The sequence below is a fragment of the Chitinophaga sp. genome, from assembly GCF_036566945.1.
GTDB lineage: Bacteria > Bacteroidota > Bacteroidia > Chitinophagales > Chitinophagaceae > Chitinophaga.
Map to the genome: position 1 here is coordinate 1 of NZ_DATCVJ010000525.1, position 19,945 is coordinate 19,945.

The 19,945-nt window shown below is 46.5% G+C and carries 18 protein-coding genes; 4 read left to right on the forward strand and 14 right to left on the reverse strand.

Features of this window, described 5'->3' with window-relative positions; genetic code table 11:
* From VIP81_RS15890 to VIP81_RS15910, 5 genes are all read right to left on the reverse strand, one after another.
* A partial coding sequence (locus VIP81_RS15890) for a hypothetical protein (protein WP_331962699.1) occupies positions 1-202 on the reverse strand: 202 nt, incomplete at its 3' end.
* Between the two features lie 120 nt (positions 203-322).
* Positions 323-1,450, reverse strand: a complete 1,128-nt coding sequence (locus VIP81_RS15895) for a FecR family protein (RefSeq protein ID WP_331962702.1) — start codon at positions 1,448-1,450, stop codon at positions 323-325.
* A 62-nt stretch (positions 1,451-1,512) separates the two neighbouring features.
* Complete coding sequence (locus VIP81_RS15900; protein ID WP_331962705.1) at positions 1,513-2,130, reverse strand: sigma-70 family RNA polymerase sigma factor; 618 nt, start codon at positions 2,128-2,130, stop codon at positions 1,513-1,515.
* 265 nt (positions 2,131-2,395) lie between these two features.
* Positions 2,396-3,274 (reverse strand): ROK family protein, encoded by an 879-nt coding sequence (locus tag VIP81_RS15905; RefSeq protein ID WP_331962708.1) that lies wholly within the window; start codon positions 3,272-3,274, stop codon positions 2,396-2,398.
* Positions 3,275-3,445: 171 nt separating this feature from the next.
* On the reverse strand, positions 3,446-3,628 hold the full coding sequence (locus VIP81_RS15910; RefSeq protein WP_331962711.1) for a hypothetical protein: 183 nt from the start codon (positions 3,626-3,628) through the stop codon (positions 3,446-3,448).
* Positions 3,629-3,698: 70 nt separating this feature from the next.
* On the opposite strand from VIP81_RS15910, the gene VIP81_RS15915 reads away from it, so the two are divergent.
* A complete protein-coding gene (locus tag VIP81_RS15915; protein ID WP_331962714.1) occupies positions 3,699-5,609 on the forward strand; it encodes an SPFH domain-containing protein in 1,911 nt (636 codons plus the stop codon).
* Between the two features lie 202 nt (positions 5,610-5,811).
* Here the strand turns inward: VIP81_RS15915 and VIP81_RS15920 are convergent, their stop codons facing one another.
* The 4 genes from VIP81_RS15920 to VIP81_RS15935 form a co-directional block, all read right to left on the reverse strand.
* A complete protein-coding gene (locus tag VIP81_RS15920) occupies positions 5,812-7,683 on the reverse strand; it encodes a WG repeat-containing protein (RefSeq protein WP_331962716.1) in 1,872 nt (623 codons plus the stop codon).
* Between the two features lie 22 nt (positions 7,684-7,705).
* On the reverse strand, positions 7,706-9,055 hold the full coding sequence (locus tag VIP81_RS15925) for a hypothetical protein (RefSeq protein ID WP_331962719.1): 1,350 nt from the start codon (positions 9,053-9,055) through the stop codon (positions 7,706-7,708).
* Entirely contained in the window at positions 9,055-9,579 is a 525-nt protein-coding gene (locus tag VIP81_RS15930) for a hypothetical protein (protein WP_331962722.1), read from the reverse strand. Before VIP81_RS15930 ends, VIP81_RS15925 begins: the two co-directional genes overlap by 1 nt.
* A 146-nt stretch (positions 9,580-9,725) precedes the next feature.
* Positions 9,726-10,115 carry a DoxX family protein gene (locus tag VIP81_RS15935; protein WP_331962725.1) on the reverse strand — a complete coding sequence of 130 codons (390 nt, stop codon included), beginning with the start codon at positions 10,113-10,115 and terminating at the stop codon, positions 9,726-9,728.
* Positions 10,116-10,251: 136 nt separating this feature from the next.
* Here VIP81_RS15935 and VIP81_RS15940 point away from each other — a divergent pair, with 136 nt between their 5' ends.
* Positions 10,252-10,656 carry a helix-turn-helix domain-containing protein gene (locus VIP81_RS15940; protein WP_331962728.1) on the forward strand — a complete coding sequence of 135 codons (405 nt, stop codon included), beginning with the start codon at positions 10,252-10,254 and terminating at the stop codon, positions 10,654-10,656.
* 35 nt (positions 10,657-10,691) lie between these two features.
* On the opposite strand, the gene VIP81_RS15945 is transcribed toward VIP81_RS15940, so the two are convergent.
* Positions 10,692-11,579, reverse strand: a complete 888-nt coding sequence (locus VIP81_RS15945; protein WP_331962731.1) for an NAD(P)-dependent oxidoreductase — start codon at positions 11,577-11,579, stop codon at positions 10,692-10,694.
* A 345-nt stretch (positions 11,580-11,924) separates the two neighbouring features.
* Between VIP81_RS15945 and VIP81_RS15950 the strand changes: the two genes are divergently transcribed.
* On the forward strand, positions 11,925-12,389 hold the full coding sequence (locus VIP81_RS15950) for a DUF962 domain-containing protein (RefSeq protein WP_331962734.1): 465 nt from the start codon (positions 11,925-11,927) through the stop codon (positions 12,387-12,389).
* A gap of 96 nt (positions 12,390-12,485) precedes the next feature.
* The gene (locus VIP81_RS15955; RefSeq protein ID WP_331962737.1) at positions 12,486-15,329 is read left to right on the forward strand and encodes a TonB-dependent receptor; all 2,844 of its coding nucleotides are present in this window, start codon (positions 12,486-12,488) and stop codon (positions 15,327-15,329) included.
* 60 nt (positions 15,330-15,389) lie between these two features.
* Here VIP81_RS15955 and VIP81_RS15960 read toward each other — a convergent pair whose 3' ends face one another.
* The 4 genes from VIP81_RS15960 to VIP81_RS15975 all read right to left on the reverse strand — a co-directional run.
* Positions 15,390-15,956, reverse strand: a complete 567-nt coding sequence (locus VIP81_RS15960) for a hypothetical protein (RefSeq protein ID WP_331962740.1) — start codon at positions 15,954-15,956, stop codon at positions 15,390-15,392.
* 135 nt (positions 15,957-16,091) lie between these two features.
* Positions 16,092-17,669 (reverse strand): DHA2 family efflux MFS transporter permease subunit, encoded by a 1,578-nt coding sequence (locus tag VIP81_RS15965; RefSeq protein ID WP_331962743.1) that lies wholly within the window; start codon positions 17,667-17,669, stop codon positions 16,092-16,094.
* A gap of 177 nt (positions 17,670-17,846) precedes the next feature.
* A complete protein-coding gene (locus VIP81_RS15970; RefSeq protein WP_331962746.1) occupies positions 17,847-18,977 on the reverse strand; it encodes an HlyD family secretion protein in 1,131 nt (376 codons plus the stop codon).
* Between the two features lie 27 nt (positions 18,978-19,004).
* The coding region (locus VIP81_RS15975) for a TolC family protein (RefSeq protein WP_331962749.1) at positions 19,005-19,945 on the reverse strand (941 nt) is incomplete at its 5' end.

A 19,945-nucleotide genomic window follows, 5' to 3' on the forward strand; every position in this document is an offset into this window, starting at 1 on the left:
GGGACTGGATCTGGCTGAACAGTTGTGGCAAAGTACCCTGGTGTAGTTTCACCGTCAGGTGATTGTCCTGTGATCTGCCGTTGGCAGAGATACCGAGGATACCGGTGAATAGCAAAATTACAGTGAGCTTCATTGTTCTAAGTAATTTAGCGGCAAAAGCTTTGCCTGGCGGCACGCGCCATTGTGCATAGATTTTTTTCATAACTTCACTATGTTTTTTTTCGTTAAACAAAAAGACAAGCCCGTCCCCGCTTCCGGCGGGGCAGTGCCACCGGAAGATGTTCCACCATCTTCCGGTTTTTTTTGGTGATATGTATTGTTATTACTCTTTCTCTTTTACTACAATGCGCGTTCCGTGGCGCTCATAGCGCAGCGAGTTGGTGACGCAGATGACTTCGAGTACGTCGTCAAGGTTTTCTGCCAGGACAAGGTCGCCGGAACAGGTTTCCAGTCCGGGCTGTGTTGATGCAAGGTCCAATTGTATATTATAGTATCGCGTTAATTTTTTCAGGATATCTTTCATTGGTGTGCGGAAAAACAGCAGGCGTCCATCTTTCCAGGCAGTATAGGCAGTCGTATTTACCCGGTCCACCTGCAGGTCTCCTCCTTGGGCATTAACGGTGGCCATCTCCGAGGGTTGCAGCACTTGTGCAGATTTGCCAAACAGGCCATGTTCCGGCAGGTGCAGGCGTACACTTCCCGATACCAGCACTACGTTTTGCTGTGCATCGTCCCGGTATGCCGATACATTAAAGGTGGTACCGAGTACTTCTGTTTCTATCCCGGACGCATATACGAAAAATGGTGACTGTGCATTGGGAGCGATGTCGAAGAAAGCCTCTCCTTCCAGGTATACTTCTCTTTTATGATCCTTAAAAGCGGCAGGGTATACAAGCCTTGATCCGGCGTTCAGAAGGACCACCGTACCGTCTTCCAGCTGCACGCGGGAGCGGCGGCCATAAGGTACCAACAGGGTATTATACAGATCAGCCGGAATAGCGGTGCTATCGGCGTTAATGGTAACACCGGCGCCACCACCGGCATATATCAGGGAAGAATTTTTTCCTTTGACCACTACCGATTTGTTTTGTCCCAGGATCAGGCGGGTATCTGCGGCACGTTCCAGGGGGACCTGTTGCTGCGCAAACTGCACCAGTGCGGAATGTGGCCGTGGCCAGTACCACCAGCTGCCAACGGCCAGTAGTAACAATACTGCCGCAGCTATTTTGAGAAACAGGTAGCGGTAACGGAAAGACTGAGGCACCAGGTGAACAGCAATATCCTGCCATAGCAATTCCTTATCAGCGGGGTCCCATACTTCATTGCCGGCACCCGTGACCATATGCTGCACCGCCGCAGCCAGCTCCAGTTGCGCAGGATCAGCATCTTGTGGTGGCAGGTCATTGCCAAGTAAATCTTCCAGTTTCGGTGGTTGTTGGCCGGGCTTCATACAGGTATTTGCTATAAAGAGAAGCAAACAGACCCAACATAGACTCCGGAAAGCAATTTTTTTTAATTATTTTTTTGAGAGAGCCAGGACATTAATAAAATAAGCAGGGGGAGTATGGGCATTTTCTCCAAATTGGTACGGAGTTGCCGGAAGGCTCTGTAGGCCAGTGTACGGCAGGTAGGAACATTTATTTTCATAATACCTGCTACTTCCTCATAAGAGAGGTTGCAGTTAAATTTCAGGAACAACACCTCCTTTTGCCGGGCAGGTAAGGCATTCAGTTCCTGTGCCAGCAGCAGCAGCATTTGCTGTTGTTGTTCTGCAGCGATGATTTGTTCTTCCACATCCGGTTCATAGGTGATGGAAAAATACGCCTCCGCATCGTTGCTGAGTTTCATCACCGCATTCTTTTTAACGACCACATGTATTTTGCGGCGGAATGACCGGAGCAGGTAGTAGCGGATATTTACTTTGGGAGATAGATTTCGCCGGTAGTGGTACAGGTCTGTGAAAAGGTCCTGTATACAGTCTTTTATAGTGGCAGGATCCTGTATATAACGCAATCCATACCGGTACAGCATCTCTGCAAACAGCTCATATAATTCCCTGTAGGCTTCCTGATCACCATCGATGATGCTTTCCCACAAAATATTATTGGCTGTAATAGACCGGTCTTTCAAACAGAATGTATTTAGAAGTGGTTGATGCAGCCAATATAAATCAAAAAGCGTAAAGCATAAAGCGGATTTTTGTCTTCGTTCAGGATTATAGTGATTTAGATGATTTTCCAGATTTTTGTTTTACAGGATTAAAAAAGATTTGGGTAGATATTAGCAACTGTCGCTTATATCTACCCAAATCTTTTTTAATCCTCCAAAATCATAAAAACAAAATCTGGAAAATCATCTAAATCACTATAATCCTGAACGAAGACAAAAACTCGCGTTATGCCTCCTGAAATTCATGCCAAAGGCTGGCAGCGCCAATCAGGGCGGCAGCCTCACCTAAACTGGCAATCACCAGCGGAATATTGATGTCATGTTTTTGCAGAATCTCTTTCAGCAATGGGAAAAAGAGGTCAGCCGCGTTGGCTATGTTACCGCCAATCACAATGGCTTCGGGTTGTTCGTCTTGTACAAAGTCAACCAGTAAGGTTCCCAGGTTGGTAGCAAATTCATTAAATAGTTCCTGTATACTACCGTCAACGGCTATACGAGCTACTAATGCCTTTACATCCGGTACGGTTTCACCGCTTACTTCCTGGTAGCGTTTTACAAACCAACGGGTAGATAAATAGTCTTCCGCCATGCCGTCTTTAAACGGGGAACACCAGCGGCCGGCATCGTTGGCCACCCCATCGCGATAGATGGCGGACCCTAAGCCGGTGCCCAGTGTAAGACCAATCACCGTTTCGTAGTTTCTGCCGGCGCCGCTGTATACTTCGCCCTGCAGGAAACAGCCCGCATCATTAATGAAACGGATTTGCTCCGGCTGAATACCCAGCTGCGCTGCCAGCAATTCTTTTACGTTCAGTTTGTACAGGGCATCATATTTATGCTGCCCGAGCATCAGGCTGATCCCTTGTTCATAATCGAAGGGGCCTGGCATGCCAATACCTATATGCTTAACGCCTGCCGGTGCTTTGGCAAATACCTCGCGGATCACTGCCGACCAGGACGATATAATTTCAGCCGCCTCACCATGTGAGTCAATACGGGTGCGGTTCCATGAACCTTCTACGATAGACCTTGTACTCAGATCGACTAAAGCTGCGGTGATATGAGAGCCGCCAATATCTATTCCTAACGCCGTGGAATTCTTCATAAAAATTCAAGATAGAATGTTTGCTAAATCGTTTAACCTAAACAAATATAAAAAAATATTGGTTGATTCGCTCAGAAAAATCGTTTTAGCACGTGAAAAATGGTCAAACTGATCCCAATATAGGGCGTTTTTTGAAAAATCAAAAAAACAGCCACCCTTTTCAAAAGAATTCTATTTGAAATATTTTGACGGATGAAAAATAATCATCACTTTTACATCGTAATTCAATTCTACAATGGAATCTGACAATTGCTCCGGCAACAACATTCTGATAGCATACATCGCCACAAATTTTAATACTTCTCCTCCCCCATTCTGAAATACGACTGCATGGCCCAAATACTGATCAGACATGTCCGTCTGCAGCATTGCTATGCACCGTACCAACACATTTACCTAAACATTCATTAACAACAACCCAACAATGGAAAACACTGTTATCAAATGGGCCGTGCTCATTGGCGTGCCCCTGCTATGCTTATTGCTCTACAAGGTAATTCTTCGTATATGCTTTGGCGTTGTAATTGTACCGGAAGACCGCATCGGCCTGGTCACCAAAAAGTTCGTACTCCTGGGCAAGCAGGAACTTCCCGAAGGCCGCATCCTGGCCTCTAACGGCGAAGCAGGTTTCCAGGCGCAAACCCTGGCACCCGGCGTATACTTCTGGAAATGGATCTGGCAATACAGCGTAGCTTTTCAGCCCTTTACCATTATCCCTACCGGCAAAATCGGACTGGTACTGGCGAAAGACGGATCGGAACTGGAAACAGGTTCCATCCTGGCCCGTAAGGTGGCCTGCGACTCCTTCCAGGATGCGGTAGCATTCCTGCAGAATGGTGGCCGCAAAGGACGCCAGACAGCCATTATCACGCCGGGATCTTATCGTATCAATACCTTCCTCTTTGAGGTGGAAATCACCGATATGCTGTCTATCCCCGACAACGCAGTGGGAATCGTTACCACCCTCGAAGGACAAGCCATCGAAACCGGCTCCATTGCAGGTAAAACCATCGAAAAGCACAACAACTTCCAGGATGTAGACGCTTTCCTCGATAAAGGCGGCTACAAAGGACTACAGGAACAGGTTATACTGGCCGGCTCCTACTTCATCAACCCCTGGTTTGCCAAACTGGAAATGGTAAAGATGACAGAAATTGCCATCGGACACGTAGGCGTAGTCATCTCCTTCGTAGGTAACGACGGCGTTGACATCAGCGGCGCGGAATTTAAACATGGCAACATCGTGGCCAAAGGTACCAAAGGTGTATGGGCAGAGCCCCTGGGACCCGGTAAATACCCGGTAAATCCCTACATCATGAAGGTAGAACTGGTGCCTACCACCAACCTGGTACTGAACTGGGCCTCCGCCAGAAGTGAAGCCCACCAGCTGGATAAAAACCTGTCGACTATCACCGTGAGAAGCCGCGACGGTTTTACCTTTAACCTCGACGTTGCCCAGATCATTCATATCCCTACCAATGAAGCCCCTAAAGTAATTGCCCGCTTCGGTAATATGAGCAACCTCGTAACACAGGTACTGGAACCTACCATCGGTAACTATTTCCGTAACTCGGCACAGGGCTCTGATGTGATCAGCTTCCTCACCAGTCGTAAGGAAAGACAAACCTCTGCGAAAGATCATATCGGACAGGTACTCGATCAGTATAATGTGTTCGGCGTAGATACCCTCATTGGTGACATCGTTCCGCCCGAAACGCTGATGAAAACACTGACAGACCGTAAAATAGCGGAAGAACAAAAGATCACCTACGATACGGAAAGACTGGCACAGGAAACGCGGCAGTCGCTCGAAAAAGAAACAGCGATTGCAGAAATGCAGAAAGAAATCGTAAAAGCCGACCAGGGTGTTTGGATCGCTGAAAGACATGCAGACGCCTCTGTAAAGAAAGCTACCGGTGACGCCAATAGCGTACGCCTGCAGGCAAATGCGGAAAGTGATCGTATGAAATTACTGGCAGGTGGTGAAGCGGAAAAAGTAAGACTGCTCGCCAAAGCAGAAGCCGAACGTACCGAATGGATCGCGAAAGCCGACGCTGAAAAAATTGCCCTCACCGGTAAAGCAGAAGCAGAAAAGATCCTGGCCATCGGTCAGTCCAGCGCGGAGTCCTACAAACTGGCCGTAGAAGCCATGGGTGGCAACAACTTTACACAACTGAAAGTAATGGAAGCCATCGGTGCACAAAACATCCGCATTATGCCGGATGTGCTGATCAGCGGCGGCGATGGCGCCAACGGCCCTATCAGCGGACTGCTCGGCCTGAAATTACTGGAAGACGTGGCGAAGAAACAGGAGGTTGACAGGAAGGCAGAGTAATGCCGCGGATTTTGTCTTTGTTCAGGATTATACTGATTTAGATGATTTTCCAGATTTTGTTTTTTTGATTTTACAGGATTTCAAAAAAGATTAGCGAAGATAACAGCTGGTATATGTTGCTATCTTCGCTAATCTTTTTTGAAATCCTGTAAAACAAAATCTGGAAAATCATCTAAATCAGTATCATCCTGGGAAAGACAAACTACTCTTTTATCTCCTCTCCTTTCGCATTGTACTTTATACCATCAATCGTATACTCCCTTTTCACACCCGCGCCAGATTCATAAGTAGACGACGCTTTTCTGAAAGGAAGTACCGTTTCATTTTTTGTATTAATCAACCCGGATTCAGCGTCGCCCTTATTGTCCCTGCGCACCATAGCTATACCTTCGCTGAATGTCGTCGATGCGTCGGTATAGATGCATGGAATCACCAGCTTACCCGAGGTATTGATAAAACCATATTTTCCATCTGTCACTCTTACCCGTGCCAGCCCGTCGGAGAAAGGTTCTGCATCTACATAGCCGTTCAGGTCAATGGCTTTCTTTCCTTTATTGTCGATGAAATAAATCTTACGTGCGTGATCGATCACCAGCAAAAGCCCGCTATGAAAGGTGCCTCCGGCAGTGTAATACGAGTCAGGGGACAACAGCTGTCCACTGCAGGTATACAGGGTATTAATCCCTTCATATGGTTTGTCTGCATCTGTTTTATTGGCAAACAATATCGGTTCCACCGGATCCAGATAAATATCATCATATCCCATAGGTATGATCATATTGCCATTGCCATCCATCACGCCCATAGCGTTAGCGGCTCCTTCTTTATTTACAGTAGCCAGCTGTGAAGTCAGTTCTTTTACCACATAATCCACCTTCACCAATTGGCGCCTGCCGGTATCCAGGCGATAGTAGTAATACCCATTATAATCCTCGTTCGCAAAAAAGTAAGGATTCAACTGCGATAATTTCTTGTAGGTAGCTGGAATTACAAATGCACCACTCCCATCAGTAAAGCCATAATTACCACTCTTTCCATCCTTCGTTAAAAACAGACCAGCGTAGTTAGGTTCCAGGTTTTTAAGGGTCAGTTGCGTTGTTTCTATGTGGTGAACATCTGCCATGTATACCTTTACTTTCACCACATTCCCTTTGTAATATCCTTCTGTATAGCCGTTGTGACCTTCATCAAATGGTGACCCATCGGGCATTTCAGCGGCTATTTCTTTTTGCAGGGCGTCGATATCTTTAAAACGGCCTTTATCCAGTTTGCTGATCAGTCCTTTTAATGTTTTACTGAAATTCACCAGAAGCCGGTTCATATCATCGGGACTATTAACGCCGCTGTTTCTGCCGGTATAGTCCAATGGTTTACCATCTTTATTCAGCGCTTCTACATGGATATAATCCCTGAAGGCACTATCTCCCATCAATAACCTTACGCGGTTATCACCCATTTTATCAATCTTTATTTCGGCACCTTTGTAGGTGAGCTTGTCGTGTTGTTCATCCAGCGTGAGCACAGAGATTTTGACAGGATAACTGTAACGCACATCGGCTAAAATACTATCCATGGTTTTCACCCCGGGAATAGTAGTGGAAGCGTCTATCGCATACGGCTTCGTGTCGATACTGCCGTCATGAAAAAATATTTTCGTTGTAGTAAAGTCCGGCGCATCAAGACCAGAAAAGTCGCTATTGCTACGGAATGGACCATCAGTGGCTACAGTGCTATTAGGCACTTCCATGCTTTGTTGGAAACCGATGCCCTCGAAGTAAGCGGCATACTTCGCTGCATATTCGGTGGCCGGGGTTAATTGAAAGGGTTTATCAAACTCCTCTTCTTCGGGTTTAAAACTTTTAGGGCTTTCTTTGTCGAAGCTTTTCATAAAGTCGATGAAGCTGCTGACTCTTTCGCTTTCTGCGTGGAGCATTTCTCTGGCTTCCGTCAGTGTTTTCCCGTCGAATGTTTTTACAAATGCAAGTACTTCGGCAGAAGGGGGCTGCTTCGATTTGCAGGCACTGCCAGCGATCATAACCAGTGCGATGAGCGTGATGCGTATAGTAAACGTCATGTATAATATAGTTAATGGGCGATTAATTCACAGCGAATTGTACTGCTCCGTTTTTATTGATAGCAACATAATAATCCAGTGGATAAATTTTGTCCGCATCTTCGAGATAGAATGCAGGGTTGTCGCTATTTTCAGAAGGTAATAATTTAGCGAAACGGCCATCCGGTGTGATGTACAGCAGAACGTTATCATCCAGATGGGCGCCGGTACTGGCCTGCGCTTTCTCCAGGATGTTGGCCCACGCTGTTTGTCCGTCTGTTGCTTTAAACTGATACCAGGCCATTTGTTTATTCTGTTCCAACGGGAAGAGTAAATTTTCCAGTTGCTGCGGATCTTTTTTCTCGTAAGCGTCTTTCAGTTTGCGATAATGTGCGAGGATTTTCTCTTTTGCATCCGGTATGTTTCGGATATCTGTAGCAGTAGCATAGCAGGGCAGTTCATACGGCACAGGGGGTATTTCAAACGTATTAGTCGTACGTGCCACCGGCTGACCGGCAAATTTCGATACACGGGTATAACGGGAAGAATGTGCACCTGTACGCAGACTGGTATCTGCATACGGTGTGCGAAAATCCAGTACCACCGGCGACTGACAGGAGTTTTCACTCCACCTCGTCATGGTCACATGCACTACTGATTCCAGGTGCAGCTGCTTGCGGGCATTGCCATCAAAATCCTTACCCGGCAACAGTTCTACCGTCATCTGTTGCTGCCTGCCTTTCACCAGGTAGGAGTTAATATCTGCGGTAACACCCATCGTGCGGGCACCCGGATGGTCCAGGGCTAAAAAGCCATTCACATAAATACGGTAACCACATTCGTCGTTGTCCACTTCTATTTTATAATTATTAGTATTGGAAGATGGATGTTGGGATTGATAGATGCTGGTAATGCGGTTGTTGACCGGATTATTAAAGTATAGAGAGATGGATGCTTTTTCTTTATTGCTGACAGTAAGCAGATTGCCTTCAAAATCCGGCATAACAAACTCGATTTTCTTTTCCACAGTATTCCAGCTCAATATGGGGGAAGAATACTGTTTCTCTCCGATGCCATTGTCGGCTTCGAGTGCATGGATGAGGTCCCGGGCTCCTTTTTCGGTATCAAAAGAAATCTGCGTCAGTGCCTCATCTTTGGTGGATACCAGTAATTGGTCAACGGGTTGTCCGTAGTAAGTGAATAGTCCTTTGAGCTTCATATGCAGGACACGTACGGGTATAGAATCTATTTTCACATCTGTTGCAGGCAACACGGCGATGATCGAATCCAGTTGTTGCCGGGTGTGTATATGTTCGATCTGAATTTGCTGACGACGGCAGCTGCTGGCAGCGAGTACCAATAGCAGCAGGGCGCTGGTATATAATCTGTTCATCAGTTATTGATTGCTGTTGGTGTAACAAACAAAATTTGTACGGAAGGCTCTTTGGTTAGGGCCACTACCGTTTCAAAGTTTTTTTCTGTAGAAAGTCCTATCGACTGCTGCCCATTCTTCCATACGAGCATCTCCTCATCATCGGAAGAAGAAAAATCATTGGCAGAATCGGCGCCTGGCTGGCCATAAGCTTTGGTGAGCTTATCTTTCAGGGCCTTTACATCTTCCTTCTTTTTAAACATATTCACATGAATACTGCTGATGTGCACCTGATCCTCCGCCATGGAAAAGCTCATATAGTTTGCCGGGATCTCATACAATTGCAGGTATCTTTCGTCCATAAACTCGTAACGGCCCTGGGTACTGCGAATAAATGGTAACGCGGGGTAACGCGCCAGCACATCCATATCAGGGGTTATTTTTTCGACATGGATGATGTCGGCCTTTTTTTGGGGAGTGGCAGGATGGTCACAGGCAATGAAAGGGTGAAATAACAAAATACATAATACCAGGCTTTTCTTCATATACTAGATAGTGTATCAGGTGATTAAAGCCTGAAAGTAGAAAAGAAATACGGCTCACTGATTCCTGCTACCGTATCTGCGCGGTATGCGCCTATATCCGTTAGCAGAAATCTGAAATCCGTATTTCGCTATGCCTGGAAGAAAGCTTAGACTTTCCTGTTATCAATACTGTAAGGGCCTGGGCCAAAGTAAGCCAGCAGCAAGGCGCCACCTAAAATAGATACGTTTTTCATAAACATGGCCATTTGCATTTGTTGCTGCATGGGATCTTTCACCGTCCAGAAGTTATGCAGGGCAAGGCTCACCGGAATGATGAAGATCACGATCAGCCAGGCGCCATATTTCACTTTATAGCCCAGCAGGATGCTCAGGGCACCCACCAACGCAATGAGGCCGGCAAATGGCACCATAAAGCCAGCCATAGGTACCCCGGCAGCTGCTGCATAATCAGCACCGGCACCCATCAGGTGATTAAGGCCGGACATCAGGAAAATGAGGGCAAATAAAATCCTGCCCAGCAGTGGAACAATTTTCATAATTAGTAAATTTAAGTAATGCAACAAACGTAGTGCTATTTATGTTGCGTCGGTATAGAGTTACCAAAAGGATAGCGGTTTCCTGCACTATAGCAGGCATTATGTATCTTTATGTAAGAAAGAAAAAAATGATTGTATGCGAAAAGAAAATTCTTCCAATGCCATTAACGAAAGACAGCTACGCGGTGACTGCGGTACAGCCTATACTTTGTCGTTGATTGGCGGCCGCTGGAAGCCCAGCATACTGTGGCGGTTACTCGATGGAAAATTGCGTTACAATGAGTTAAAGAAGTCTATTACCGGTATTTCTGAAAGAGTACTGGTATTACAGTTAAGAGAACTGGAAAATGACCACCTCGTGAAACGGATTGTATATCCTGAAGTTCCTCCCCGTGTAGAATATGAGCTCACTCCGCTGGGATGGAGCATGGAAAGCCTGTTACAGCATATTTCTGACTGGGGTACTTTACACAGAGAAGATGCCATGGCCCGGCAACCTGTTAAAAAAACGGCCGCTGTAGCCATGGCAGATAAAGGTTAATGCTGATAGGGAGCCATCCCTCCTGAGCGCAATTATTAAATCGTAATCCCTGCATCCTCCAGCGCTCCCATTGCCAGCGAGATCCAGTCCGCATCGTGCGTATCTTTTGCGAGGATGGTCGTTAGTCTGGACTGTACCAGGTTAGCTATTGGCATCGGCGTATACGACCTGCGCGCCGTTTGCAATACCAGGTCCATGTCTTTCAAACCCAAAGCCGCACTAAAAGAAGGATTACCCGTAAATTTCCGATCCAGGATCATGGCGCCGTAATTTTTGAAGATAGGCCCCTGAAACAAGGTACTGGTGAGCATATCGTGTGCCACACGTGGATCTACATGGTTCTTTTCCGCCAGCGCAAACGCTTCGGCCATCAGCTCAATGGCGCCCGCAATCATAAAGTTGCCGATCAGCTTCAATACATTGGCGGCGCCTGCATCTGTTCCCAGGTCAAAAATATTTTTCGCAAATCCCGCCTCCAGTAAAGGCTTAATCCTTTCTTTGGCGGCCGCTTCTCCAGAAATTACCGCGTTGCCCATTTTAGCTGCTGCTGCTTCCGGACGGGCAAATACCGGCGCCGTTACAAATTCAACCCCCTGCTGCCGGTGAAGTGCCGCCAGCTCCCTCGACACATCCGGCGATACCGTGCTCATAGACACGTGGATACCACCGGCGCCCAACGCCTGTATCAGGGCATCTGTGGAAATGGCTTTCACCGCGGGATCATCTGCCACCAAACTCAACACCACTCCCCCTTTCTCCGCAGCCTCCTCCGGACTGTTGACCAATATGGCGCCCAGCTGCTCCAGCGGCAACGCCTTCTCACGGGTACGGTTATATATTTTTACGGTATATCCTGCCTTCAGCAGGTTTTCTGCGATGGGGTAACCGAGATGACCGGTACCGATAAATCCAATGGTTTCCATATACTATCAGTTAAGTATTCAAATCTATTCTTTTCGATGGACTTATAACAACTCATTTATGGCAGAATTACGATGTCCAAAACCACATTTTTCTTATCATACCCGGCGGATTCTCCTTCGCTTTGCTTATTACTTCCGCCACCAGCCGCTAAAGTCGTTTTCCCACTAACCTGGACATTTCACCGGTAGCCAAAAAATCAGGATTAGGATTAACGTACTGGCATGACCGTTAGGACAGATGAGGAGGATAATAATGATGGCAATTTGTGAAACATTTCGCCGCAAATGTTAAGTAATGCTTTTTTTAACGTATTTTAATAGAGCAACGAAAAAACTGCGTCCACGATGAAAACTATCCACCAATGGCTGGACGATTACGGCAGTAGCCACCGTAATCATACCAACAAACTGATTCACTGGATTTGTGTACCGGCTATCTTTTTCAGCATAGTAGGTTTTCTATATGCCGTACCCTTACCGATACCTGGCTGGGATACTTACCTCATCACGTTAGCGCATGTGGCCCTGCTGTTGCTGATCATTTATTACGCGCGGCTCTCCCCTTCCCTGGCAGCCGGCATGCTGGTAATTGGCATCCTATGCCTCTGGCTCTGGCGGGCAATTGCCCTTGCCGGTCTGGTGATCTGGCAGGTAGCACTGGCCATTTTTGTGCTGGCCTGGATAGGACAGTTTATCGGGCATAAAATAGAGGGTGCCAAACCTTCCTTTTTCAAGGACCTGCAGTTTTTACTTATAGGGCCGGCCTGGCTGCTGAGTTTTATTTATAAGAAAGCTGGCATAAAGCTATAGTTTACAATACACTTATATGAGGCAGGAATAATTGGCCGGGGATTTAAAGCAAATCTCCGGCTTTTTTGATTAAATTCAGGAAACAACTGCCTGCATATGAACCTCAAACTTCTACCTTGCTTAGCAAGCCTGTTGCTATGTGCTTCTTACGCTTTTGCACAAACCCAAAAAATCAGCGGTAAAGTAACAGATTCAGGTACAGGTGCGCCCCTCGAAGGTGTTACCGTACATGTTAAATCCGCCGCCAAAGGCACACAAACCAATGCCGCTGGTACTTTCACCCTGGACGCCGCCAACAATGATGTCCTGGAATTCAGTTCTATCGGCTATACGCCGCAACAACAAAACGTTAATGGGCGAACGCAAATCGATGTACAACTGGTATCATTGATTGCGGAACTGGGGCCAATCGTATCGGTAGGCACCCGTAGCGGTGGGCGGGCCAAAACAGAAACCCCTGTGCCGGTAGACGTGATCAACGTAAACCAGGCCGGGCTACCCAGCGCCAATATGGAATTAACATCCCTCCTGAACGCGGCCGCTCCCTCTTTTAATTACAACAAACAAAGTGGCAGCGACGGCGCCGATCAAATTGACCTCGCCACTTTAAGAGGACTGGGACCCGATCAGACACTGGTACTGGTGAATGGCAAAAGACGCCATCAAACCGCCTTTGTGGCCGTATTTGGCACCAGGGGACGGGGTAATTCCGGTACCGATTTAAACGCCATTCCGGAAGCGGCCATCGACCGCGTGGAAATACTCCGTGATGGTGCCTCTGCACAGTATGGCTCAGATGCCATTGCAGGTGTGATTAATATCATTCTCAAAAAAGATATTAATCACCTGAATATTACCACCGGCTATGCCGGCTATTATGATCATAAATACAATACTTATTTTAACCGCGATTTAAAGCAGTATGAATATGCTAATGCCATAGACGGTAACACCATTACCATTGGCGCCAATTACGGGCTTGCATTGGGCAAACACGGCGGGTTTATTAACTTCTCCGGGAACTTCCTGAAACAGGGCAAAACATTCCGGCAGGTGTCTGATACCAATCTTACCCATGCCGACGCACTGCCGATTAATGGTGGCAGGCGCGCCCATGGCGATGGTTCCGTGACCACCGGCGGCGGTATAATCAACCTCGAAGTACCGGTAGGCAGCAGCAGCACAACGGTGTATGCTTTTGGCGGCTACAACTACAAATCATCCGACGCTTACGCCTATACGAGATCTTTCAGCGGCCACCCGGAACGCTTTCCGACGAATGCTGCAGGCGGCCTGATCTTCTATCCGGATATCATGGAAAGCATTCCTACGCCGGACGCCGCGCCGGACACGATTTTTAATCCGCATATACAAACGCATATACAGGATGTGTCGCTGGCCGCTGGTGTTAGAGGCAGCACACAGAATGACTGGAAATGGGATTTGAGTAATACATTAGGCAGAAATGATTTTCATTTCTATGGAGATAAAACTTTCAATGCATCGCTGGGAAGTACTACTCCCACGCACTTCAACGATGGTGGTTACTCCTTTTTACAAAATACAACTAACCTCACTTTCTCCAAAGACATTCCACATATAGGCGCCGGCTTTAACCTGGCACTGGGTGCAGAATACCGCTATGAAAACTACAAAATATATGCAGGGGATGAAAACTCCTGGAAAAATTATGATCCTGCCTTTATTAAAGCAACCGGTGCACAGGGATTTCCTGGCTACCGCCCTACAGACGAGGTAAGTGCCAACCGCTCCAACATTGCCGGATTTGTAGATGCGGAATGGGATATTACACAAAAGTTCCTGCTGGGTGCTGCGATCCGCGCTGAGAACTACAACGACTTCGGTTTTACCAGCAACTACAAGCTGGCAGCCCGTTACAAGGCGGCACCGCATTTTAATATACGCGGTTCCGTTAGTACCGGTTATCGCGCGCCTTCGTTGCAGCAAATCAACTACAGCTCCCAGTTTACCAATGTACAGGGTGGCCGTATCACGGAAGTAAAAATTGCACCGAACAGCAATATCATCACACTGGCTGCCGGCATACCTGCACTGAAACAGGAAAAATCCCTGAATGCCAGTCTGGGATTCTCCTGGAAACCGATACCGGAAATGACCGTCACACTCGACGGATATATGGTAAAGGTGAAAGACAGAATTGTATTATCCGGACAGTTTAATAAATCCGATGCTACCTTAGATCCCGTGTTTCTCAAAGCACTCAACGACCTTAGAATTGATAACGCCCAATTCTTCGCTAACGCCGTAAACACCACCAATACCGGTCTTGACCTCGTCATCGACTACAATAAAAAGTGGAACGATCAGCATTTCCGTGCATTATTTACCGGCAATATTCAGCACATGAATATTGATAAGATCAATGTACCTGATAAATTAAACGACAGCTATCTGCACCGCAATGAATTTTTCAGTGAAAGGGAACAACATTTTGTGCTGGCGTCTGCCCCTCCGGCCAAGCTGGGCTTAAATATTGAATATGGCATTAAAAAATTCAGTGTTGGCACCCGTCTGGCATATTATGGTAAAATTGTGTTGCTTGGTTATGGCTTTGCCGGCGATCCTGCCAAAGAAGGTACTGGCTTACCCGGAGATCCAAACCTGGAAGGTACGGGCATCAGCCCACTCGTAGCGCTGGATAAAGACGGTACGCTGGTACCGGAACAATTTAACTACAAAGGTAAAATGACGACCGACTTCTACGCCAGCTTCCGTTTCTCTACCCACGTAAGCTGGTTCCTGGGAGCAGATAATGTATTTAATGTACATCCGGATCTGGGCTATGTACCCGGCGCTAAACTCTCGGCCTACGACGGGGAAACCGGCGGCCCCTGGGATGCTGTGCAGATGGGCTTCAACGGCATCCGGTTGTTTACAAAAGTAGCTTTGAATTTTTAAGGATAAACTCACAAGCTAAAAAGGCAGTTACGGCTCATCGCCATAACTGCCTTTTTATTATTAAGCAGATAAATACAATCGGAGTATATAAGACATTTCATACACGATAAAAATCAGTACCAACGCACCATGAAAGGTACGGTTACTGATTCTGATGGCCAACAGGCACAGCACAACATGCACGATATTACGGATCGGATATTCGATGCCAAAATGATGATAGTAGATCTCCCCTTTCAACAAGGTATCTACCACATCAGCCACAAAGGAAAAGGCCAGCACCCCGAAAAACCACTTTCGCCGGGAATAAAAATAATCCGGGTAGCCGGTGTAATCCTTCAGATCGTCCGGGTACAGTAGTGCACAAAGCAGGAAGAAGGTAGTGATAAAGGATATGACGAAGATGTATTCCGGGAAGGTCCATTTTTTTAAGGAATACAAAGGCATTTCCCACCACCAGAAATGTATCAGCAGAATAAAAATATAAAATACCCAGGAAAGATGTATCCAGTAAGGCTTTTCCCGGTTGGGATGTTGTATAAATTTGGCAGTGCCCTTCAGCAGATGCGCAATACTTAAACTAAGGATAAATCCTATCACCATTCTTACGTGACCAAATGTTTCCATAGCGGGGGTTTTCTATGAATTTAATGCATTGGCACGAAAAAACTAAAGCCCCGATTAAAATCGGGGCTTATTTACCTAAACCTACAACTGTTACACTGTTATTGCAACAATATTTTTATGTTGATGACTGTTCCGTTAGTGCATAGCAGACGGATCCAGTTTAACTGCTTTCTTAGCTTTTACCATCAGTACAAATGGCACACAGATCAGGAATAGCACGCCCAGGTACAGGAACACGTCCATATAGGATAATGTAGCTGCTTGTTTGGTGATGCTGTAATCCAGCAGCTTATACCCGGAATTCAGGGCCTGATGAGGATCCATTCCTTTAGCGGTGAAGCTGTGTTGTAAACCATTTACCCGGTTAATAACATCGGGGTTATTGGTGTCCAGTTTCGCTACCAGGTCGCTACGGTGCATCATATTCCGGCGGGCCATAAACGTAGTGATCAACGCTACGCCGAATGAACCTCCCAACTGACGCATCATACCTGTAAAGGCGGCACCCTGACCAATTTGCTGTCCTTTCAAACCGGAGAGTGACAACGTGGTGATAGGAATAAAGAGTAAACCCATACCAATACCACGTACAATCAACATCCAGAAGAACGCGTCAGAGCCGGTATCTGCCGGTGTGATGATCTTATATCCCCAGAAACAGAAGACGAAGAACAGGAACATTCCGCTGGCCACCATGTATTGTTGTGGTACACCTTTCTCCAGCATTTTACCGATCAATGGCATCATTACTGCCGTTGTCAATGCGGCCGGAATCATCAGCATACCTGATTGTGTGGCAGTCCATCCCAGTGAGCCTTGTGTATATAAGGGTATGATAAACGTAGATCCGTATAACCCAAAGCCCATGATAAACGACAGGATCGTACCTACCCGCAGGTTCCCGTTTTTGAGTACCCGCAACTCCACAATCGGATTCTTATAAGTCAGCTCCCTCCATATGAAGAAGAAGAGGGCCAACACACTGGTGACCGTTAAAGCCGTAATGGTGGAGTCATTAAACCAGTCGTCTTCCTGTCCGCGCTCCAGTACAAACTGCAAGGAGCCTACCATCAATGCCAGGAGTCCAATGCCCAGGAAGTCGATTTCACTGACCGAGCGTTTTTCTCCATATTTCGGGCTACGCACAAACTGCAGGGTAAGCAGTGTAGCGATGACGCCGATTGGAATGTTGATGTAAAAAATATAAGGCCAGGAGTAATTATCTGTAATAAAACCACCCAAAGGAGGTCCTAAAGTTGGACCAATGATCACCCCTAAACCATAGATGGCCTGGGCAATCCCGCGTTTTTCAGGCGGATAACTTTCTGTGATAATAGTTTGTGAGGTTACCAACAATGCACCACCACCTAAACCTTGTATGAAGCGGAATATAATCAGCTCCCACATCGTTGTTGCGTTACCGCAAAGGAAGGAGGAAACAGTGAAGATAATAATCGACGCCGCAAAGTAGTTACGACGGCCAAATTGTTGTGATAACCAACTGGTCATCGGTACAATGATTACGTTACCGATGGCATATGCCGTAATCACCCATCCTATTTCACTGAGCGTAGCGCCCATGTTACCACGCATGTCATTCAACGCCACATTTACGATAGTAGTATCCACTATCTCCAGCAAGGCGCAGAATATAGCGGTGATCGTAATGATCACCCTGCGCGAGCCGTATTCTATCAATGATTCTTGTTGCATGCAGCACTTGTATTTTGAATGAGCACAAATTCACCCGGAGTTAATAATTAATGACGAAATATGATCCTTTCTGTTGTGATATATTTTGTCTAAATCGATTACGCCTGTCTGTTAATAATTGCATGGTTCCGTTCCATTAATTATTAACTCCGGATCAATTGTTATTCACTTGTATGATTAGTTGAGATGCACGTCCACCAGTACGTTCATACCCGGGCGTAACTGTTTTACCAGTTCATCATTCGGATTATCGAACTCTATTTTCACTGGTAAACGTTGTACCACTTTTACGAAGTTACCGGAAGCGTTATCCGCAGGTAACAATGCCATTTTAGAACCTGTAGCCGGAGAGAAGGAAGTTACTTTACCTTCCAGACCTTTTTCAGGATAAGCATCAATATGTATGGTTACTTTCTGACCCAGTTTCATTCTGTCCAGCTGTGTTTCCTTGAAGTTGGCTACTACCCATGGAGTAGTGCTCAATACCACGCTGAATAAAGACTGACCGGCAGTTACAAACTGTCCTGGTTGTACGAAGATTTTTGACAGTGCGCCATCTTCAGGAGCAGTGATCACCGTATATGACTGGTTCAGTTTAGCGTCTTCCACATCGGTTTGACGTTGTTTGATACCGGCATTAGCTACGTTAATCTGCTTGGAGGTAGCACCACTCTGGGAAGTTACGACGTGTGTCTGACGACTGGCAGCCGCTTTCTGTGAAGCCAATACATCCAGCTGACGTTCAGCGGTTTGTTTGGCTGCAGAAGCCTGTTCAAATTCCTGCTGGGTAATAGAGTGATCTTTGATCAGGTTTGCATACCGATCGTAATCCTGGCTGGCTCTCCAGAGGTTTACTTTCGCGGCAGCTATTTGTGCATCGATGGTGCTGATCTGCGCCTGTGCTGTGCTGATACCAGCTTGCGCGGCTACAGTGGTAGCTTCTGCAGCGCCCAGGTTCGCTTGTGCAGCGTAAAGGGCGTTTTCTGCCTGTTGTACTTTGATAGCCAGGTCGCGATCATCCAGGATCACCAGGGTATCACCTTTCTTTACGATCTGGTTATCTTTTACTCTTACTTCTTTCACGTAACCAGATACACGGGGTATAACCGGGCTTACATTAGCATCGATTTGCGCATTATCTGTTTCTTCATGGTGCTGACCATGAATGTATTTAGTGATACCAAATGCGCCGCCACCCAGCACCAGCACTGCCAGCACTATGACGAACCCTTTGCTTTTCTTTTTAGGCGCGGTTGTTTCCTGCATGTTTATATTGTTAGTAGGTTTTGTTTGAGTTTGCGTTTCCACAGCTTTGATATTTATTATTTGATCGTATTATTTGTTGTTGGATTCCAGTATACCGGCTGCCTGTAACAGTTTGTTGTAAGCTACAAGTGCATCTGCTTTTGCGTAAGCGTAGCTCAGGTGCGTTTGCAGGTTAGCCACATCTGCATCGAGCAGGTCTGTAGTGGTAGCCAGGTTGTTGTCATGCTTGTTCTTCGTGATCCGGTAATTTTCTTCTGATTGTTCTATCGCCTTAATATAAGTGTCCATTTTCTTGTGGCTCAGGAGGTAGTTTTCGTAAGATTGATACACGTCCAGGTGAATCATATCTGCGACCTTCGCTTCGTTAGCCTGTACTTCGGCCACCTGGGCTTTAGCACCTGCTACTTTTGATCCTGTTTTCCAGAGAGAAGATAAATTATACTTAACACCTACACCTGCAGTTACTGCGTTGGTAATGGTGATGAGGTTAGGCACATAAGCTGCGATGTATCCGCCGGTCACTGCCAGGGAAGGATAATAATCTGCTTTTGCACCTTTCACGCCGGCCACCGCTGCCTTTTCGCGGGCACTGAGTGATGCAGCGTCTTTACGGTTCTGATAAGCCAGTTGTTCAAATTCTGCTACACCGCGACCATCTACATTGTTATCTACTTTGAAGACGGTACTGTCTACCTGAATCACCGTGTTATCCGGTAAACCCAGCATGATATCCATGTTCAGGTTGGAGATTTTCAGGTTGTTTTCGGCGTCCATTAATGCCAGCTGGTAGTTAGACTGTTGCAGTTCTGCCTTCAAAAGGTCATTACGTGCAAGCAGGCCATTCTTTTCTTTGTTGGTAAATTCCTTTACTCTTTCATCCGACTGACGGATGTTTTCCTGTACCAGTGCTACTGCGGCTTTGGCTTTATACAGATTGCTGTAGGCAGCAATGGTGTTCTGGATCACATCTTCACGGTCTTTATCTACATCCAGTTTAGCTGCTTCTGCAA

Excerpts from the sequence above, each read along its gene's own strand:
- VIP81_RS15895 (WP_331962702.1), bottom strand. The coding sequence starts at position 1,450 with ATGAAGCCCGGCCAACAACCACCGAAACTGGAAGATTTACTTGGCAAT.
- VIP81_RS15905 (WP_331962708.1), bottom strand. The coding sequence starts at position 3,274 with ATGAAGAATTCCACGGCGTTAGGAATAGATATTGGCGGCTCTCATATC.
- VIP81_RS15910 (WP_331962711.1), bottom strand. The coding sequence starts at position 3,628 with ATGTCTGATCAGTATTTGGGCCATGCAGTCGTATTTCAGAATGGGGGA.
- VIP81_RS15915 (WP_331962714.1), top strand. The coding sequence starts at position 3,699 with ATGGAAAACACTGTTATCAAATGGGCCGTGCTCATTGGCGTGCCCCTG.
- VIP81_RS15920 (WP_331962716.1), bottom strand. The coding sequence starts at position 7,683 with ATGACGTTTACTATACGCATCACGCTCATCGCACTGGTTATGATCGCT.
- VIP81_RS15925 (WP_331962719.1), bottom strand. The coding sequence starts at position 9,055 with ATGAACAGATTATATACCAGCGCCCTGCTGCTATTGGTACTCGCTGCC.
- VIP81_RS15930 (WP_331962722.1), bottom strand. The coding sequence starts at position 9,579 with ATGAAGAAAAGCCTGGTATTATGTATTTTGTTATTTCACCCTTTCATT.
- VIP81_RS15935 (WP_331962725.1), bottom strand. The coding sequence starts at position 10,115 with ATGAAAATTGTTCCACTGCTGGGCAGGATTTTATTTGCCCTCATTTTC.
- VIP81_RS15940 (WP_331962728.1), top strand. The coding sequence starts at position 10,252 with ATGCGAAAAGAAAATTCTTCCAATGCCATTAACGAAAGACAGCTACGC.
- VIP81_RS15945 (WP_331962731.1), bottom strand. The coding sequence starts at position 11,579 with ATGGAAACCATTGGATTTATCGGTACCGGTCATCTCGGTTACCCCATC.
- VIP81_RS15950 (WP_331962734.1), top strand. The coding sequence starts at position 11,925 with ATGAAAACTATCCACCAATGGCTGGACGATTACGGCAGTAGCCACCGT.
- VIP81_RS15955 (WP_331962737.1), top strand. The coding sequence starts at position 12,486 with ATGAACCTCAAACTTCTACCTTGCTTAGCAAGCCTGTTGCTATGTGCT.
- VIP81_RS15960 (WP_331962740.1), bottom strand. The coding sequence starts at position 15,956 with ATGGAAACATTTGGTCACGTAAGAATGGTGATAGGATTTATCCTTAGT.
- VIP81_RS15965 (WP_331962743.1), bottom strand. The coding sequence starts at position 17,669 with ATGCAACAAGAATCATTGATAGAATACGGCTCGCGCAGGGTGATCATT.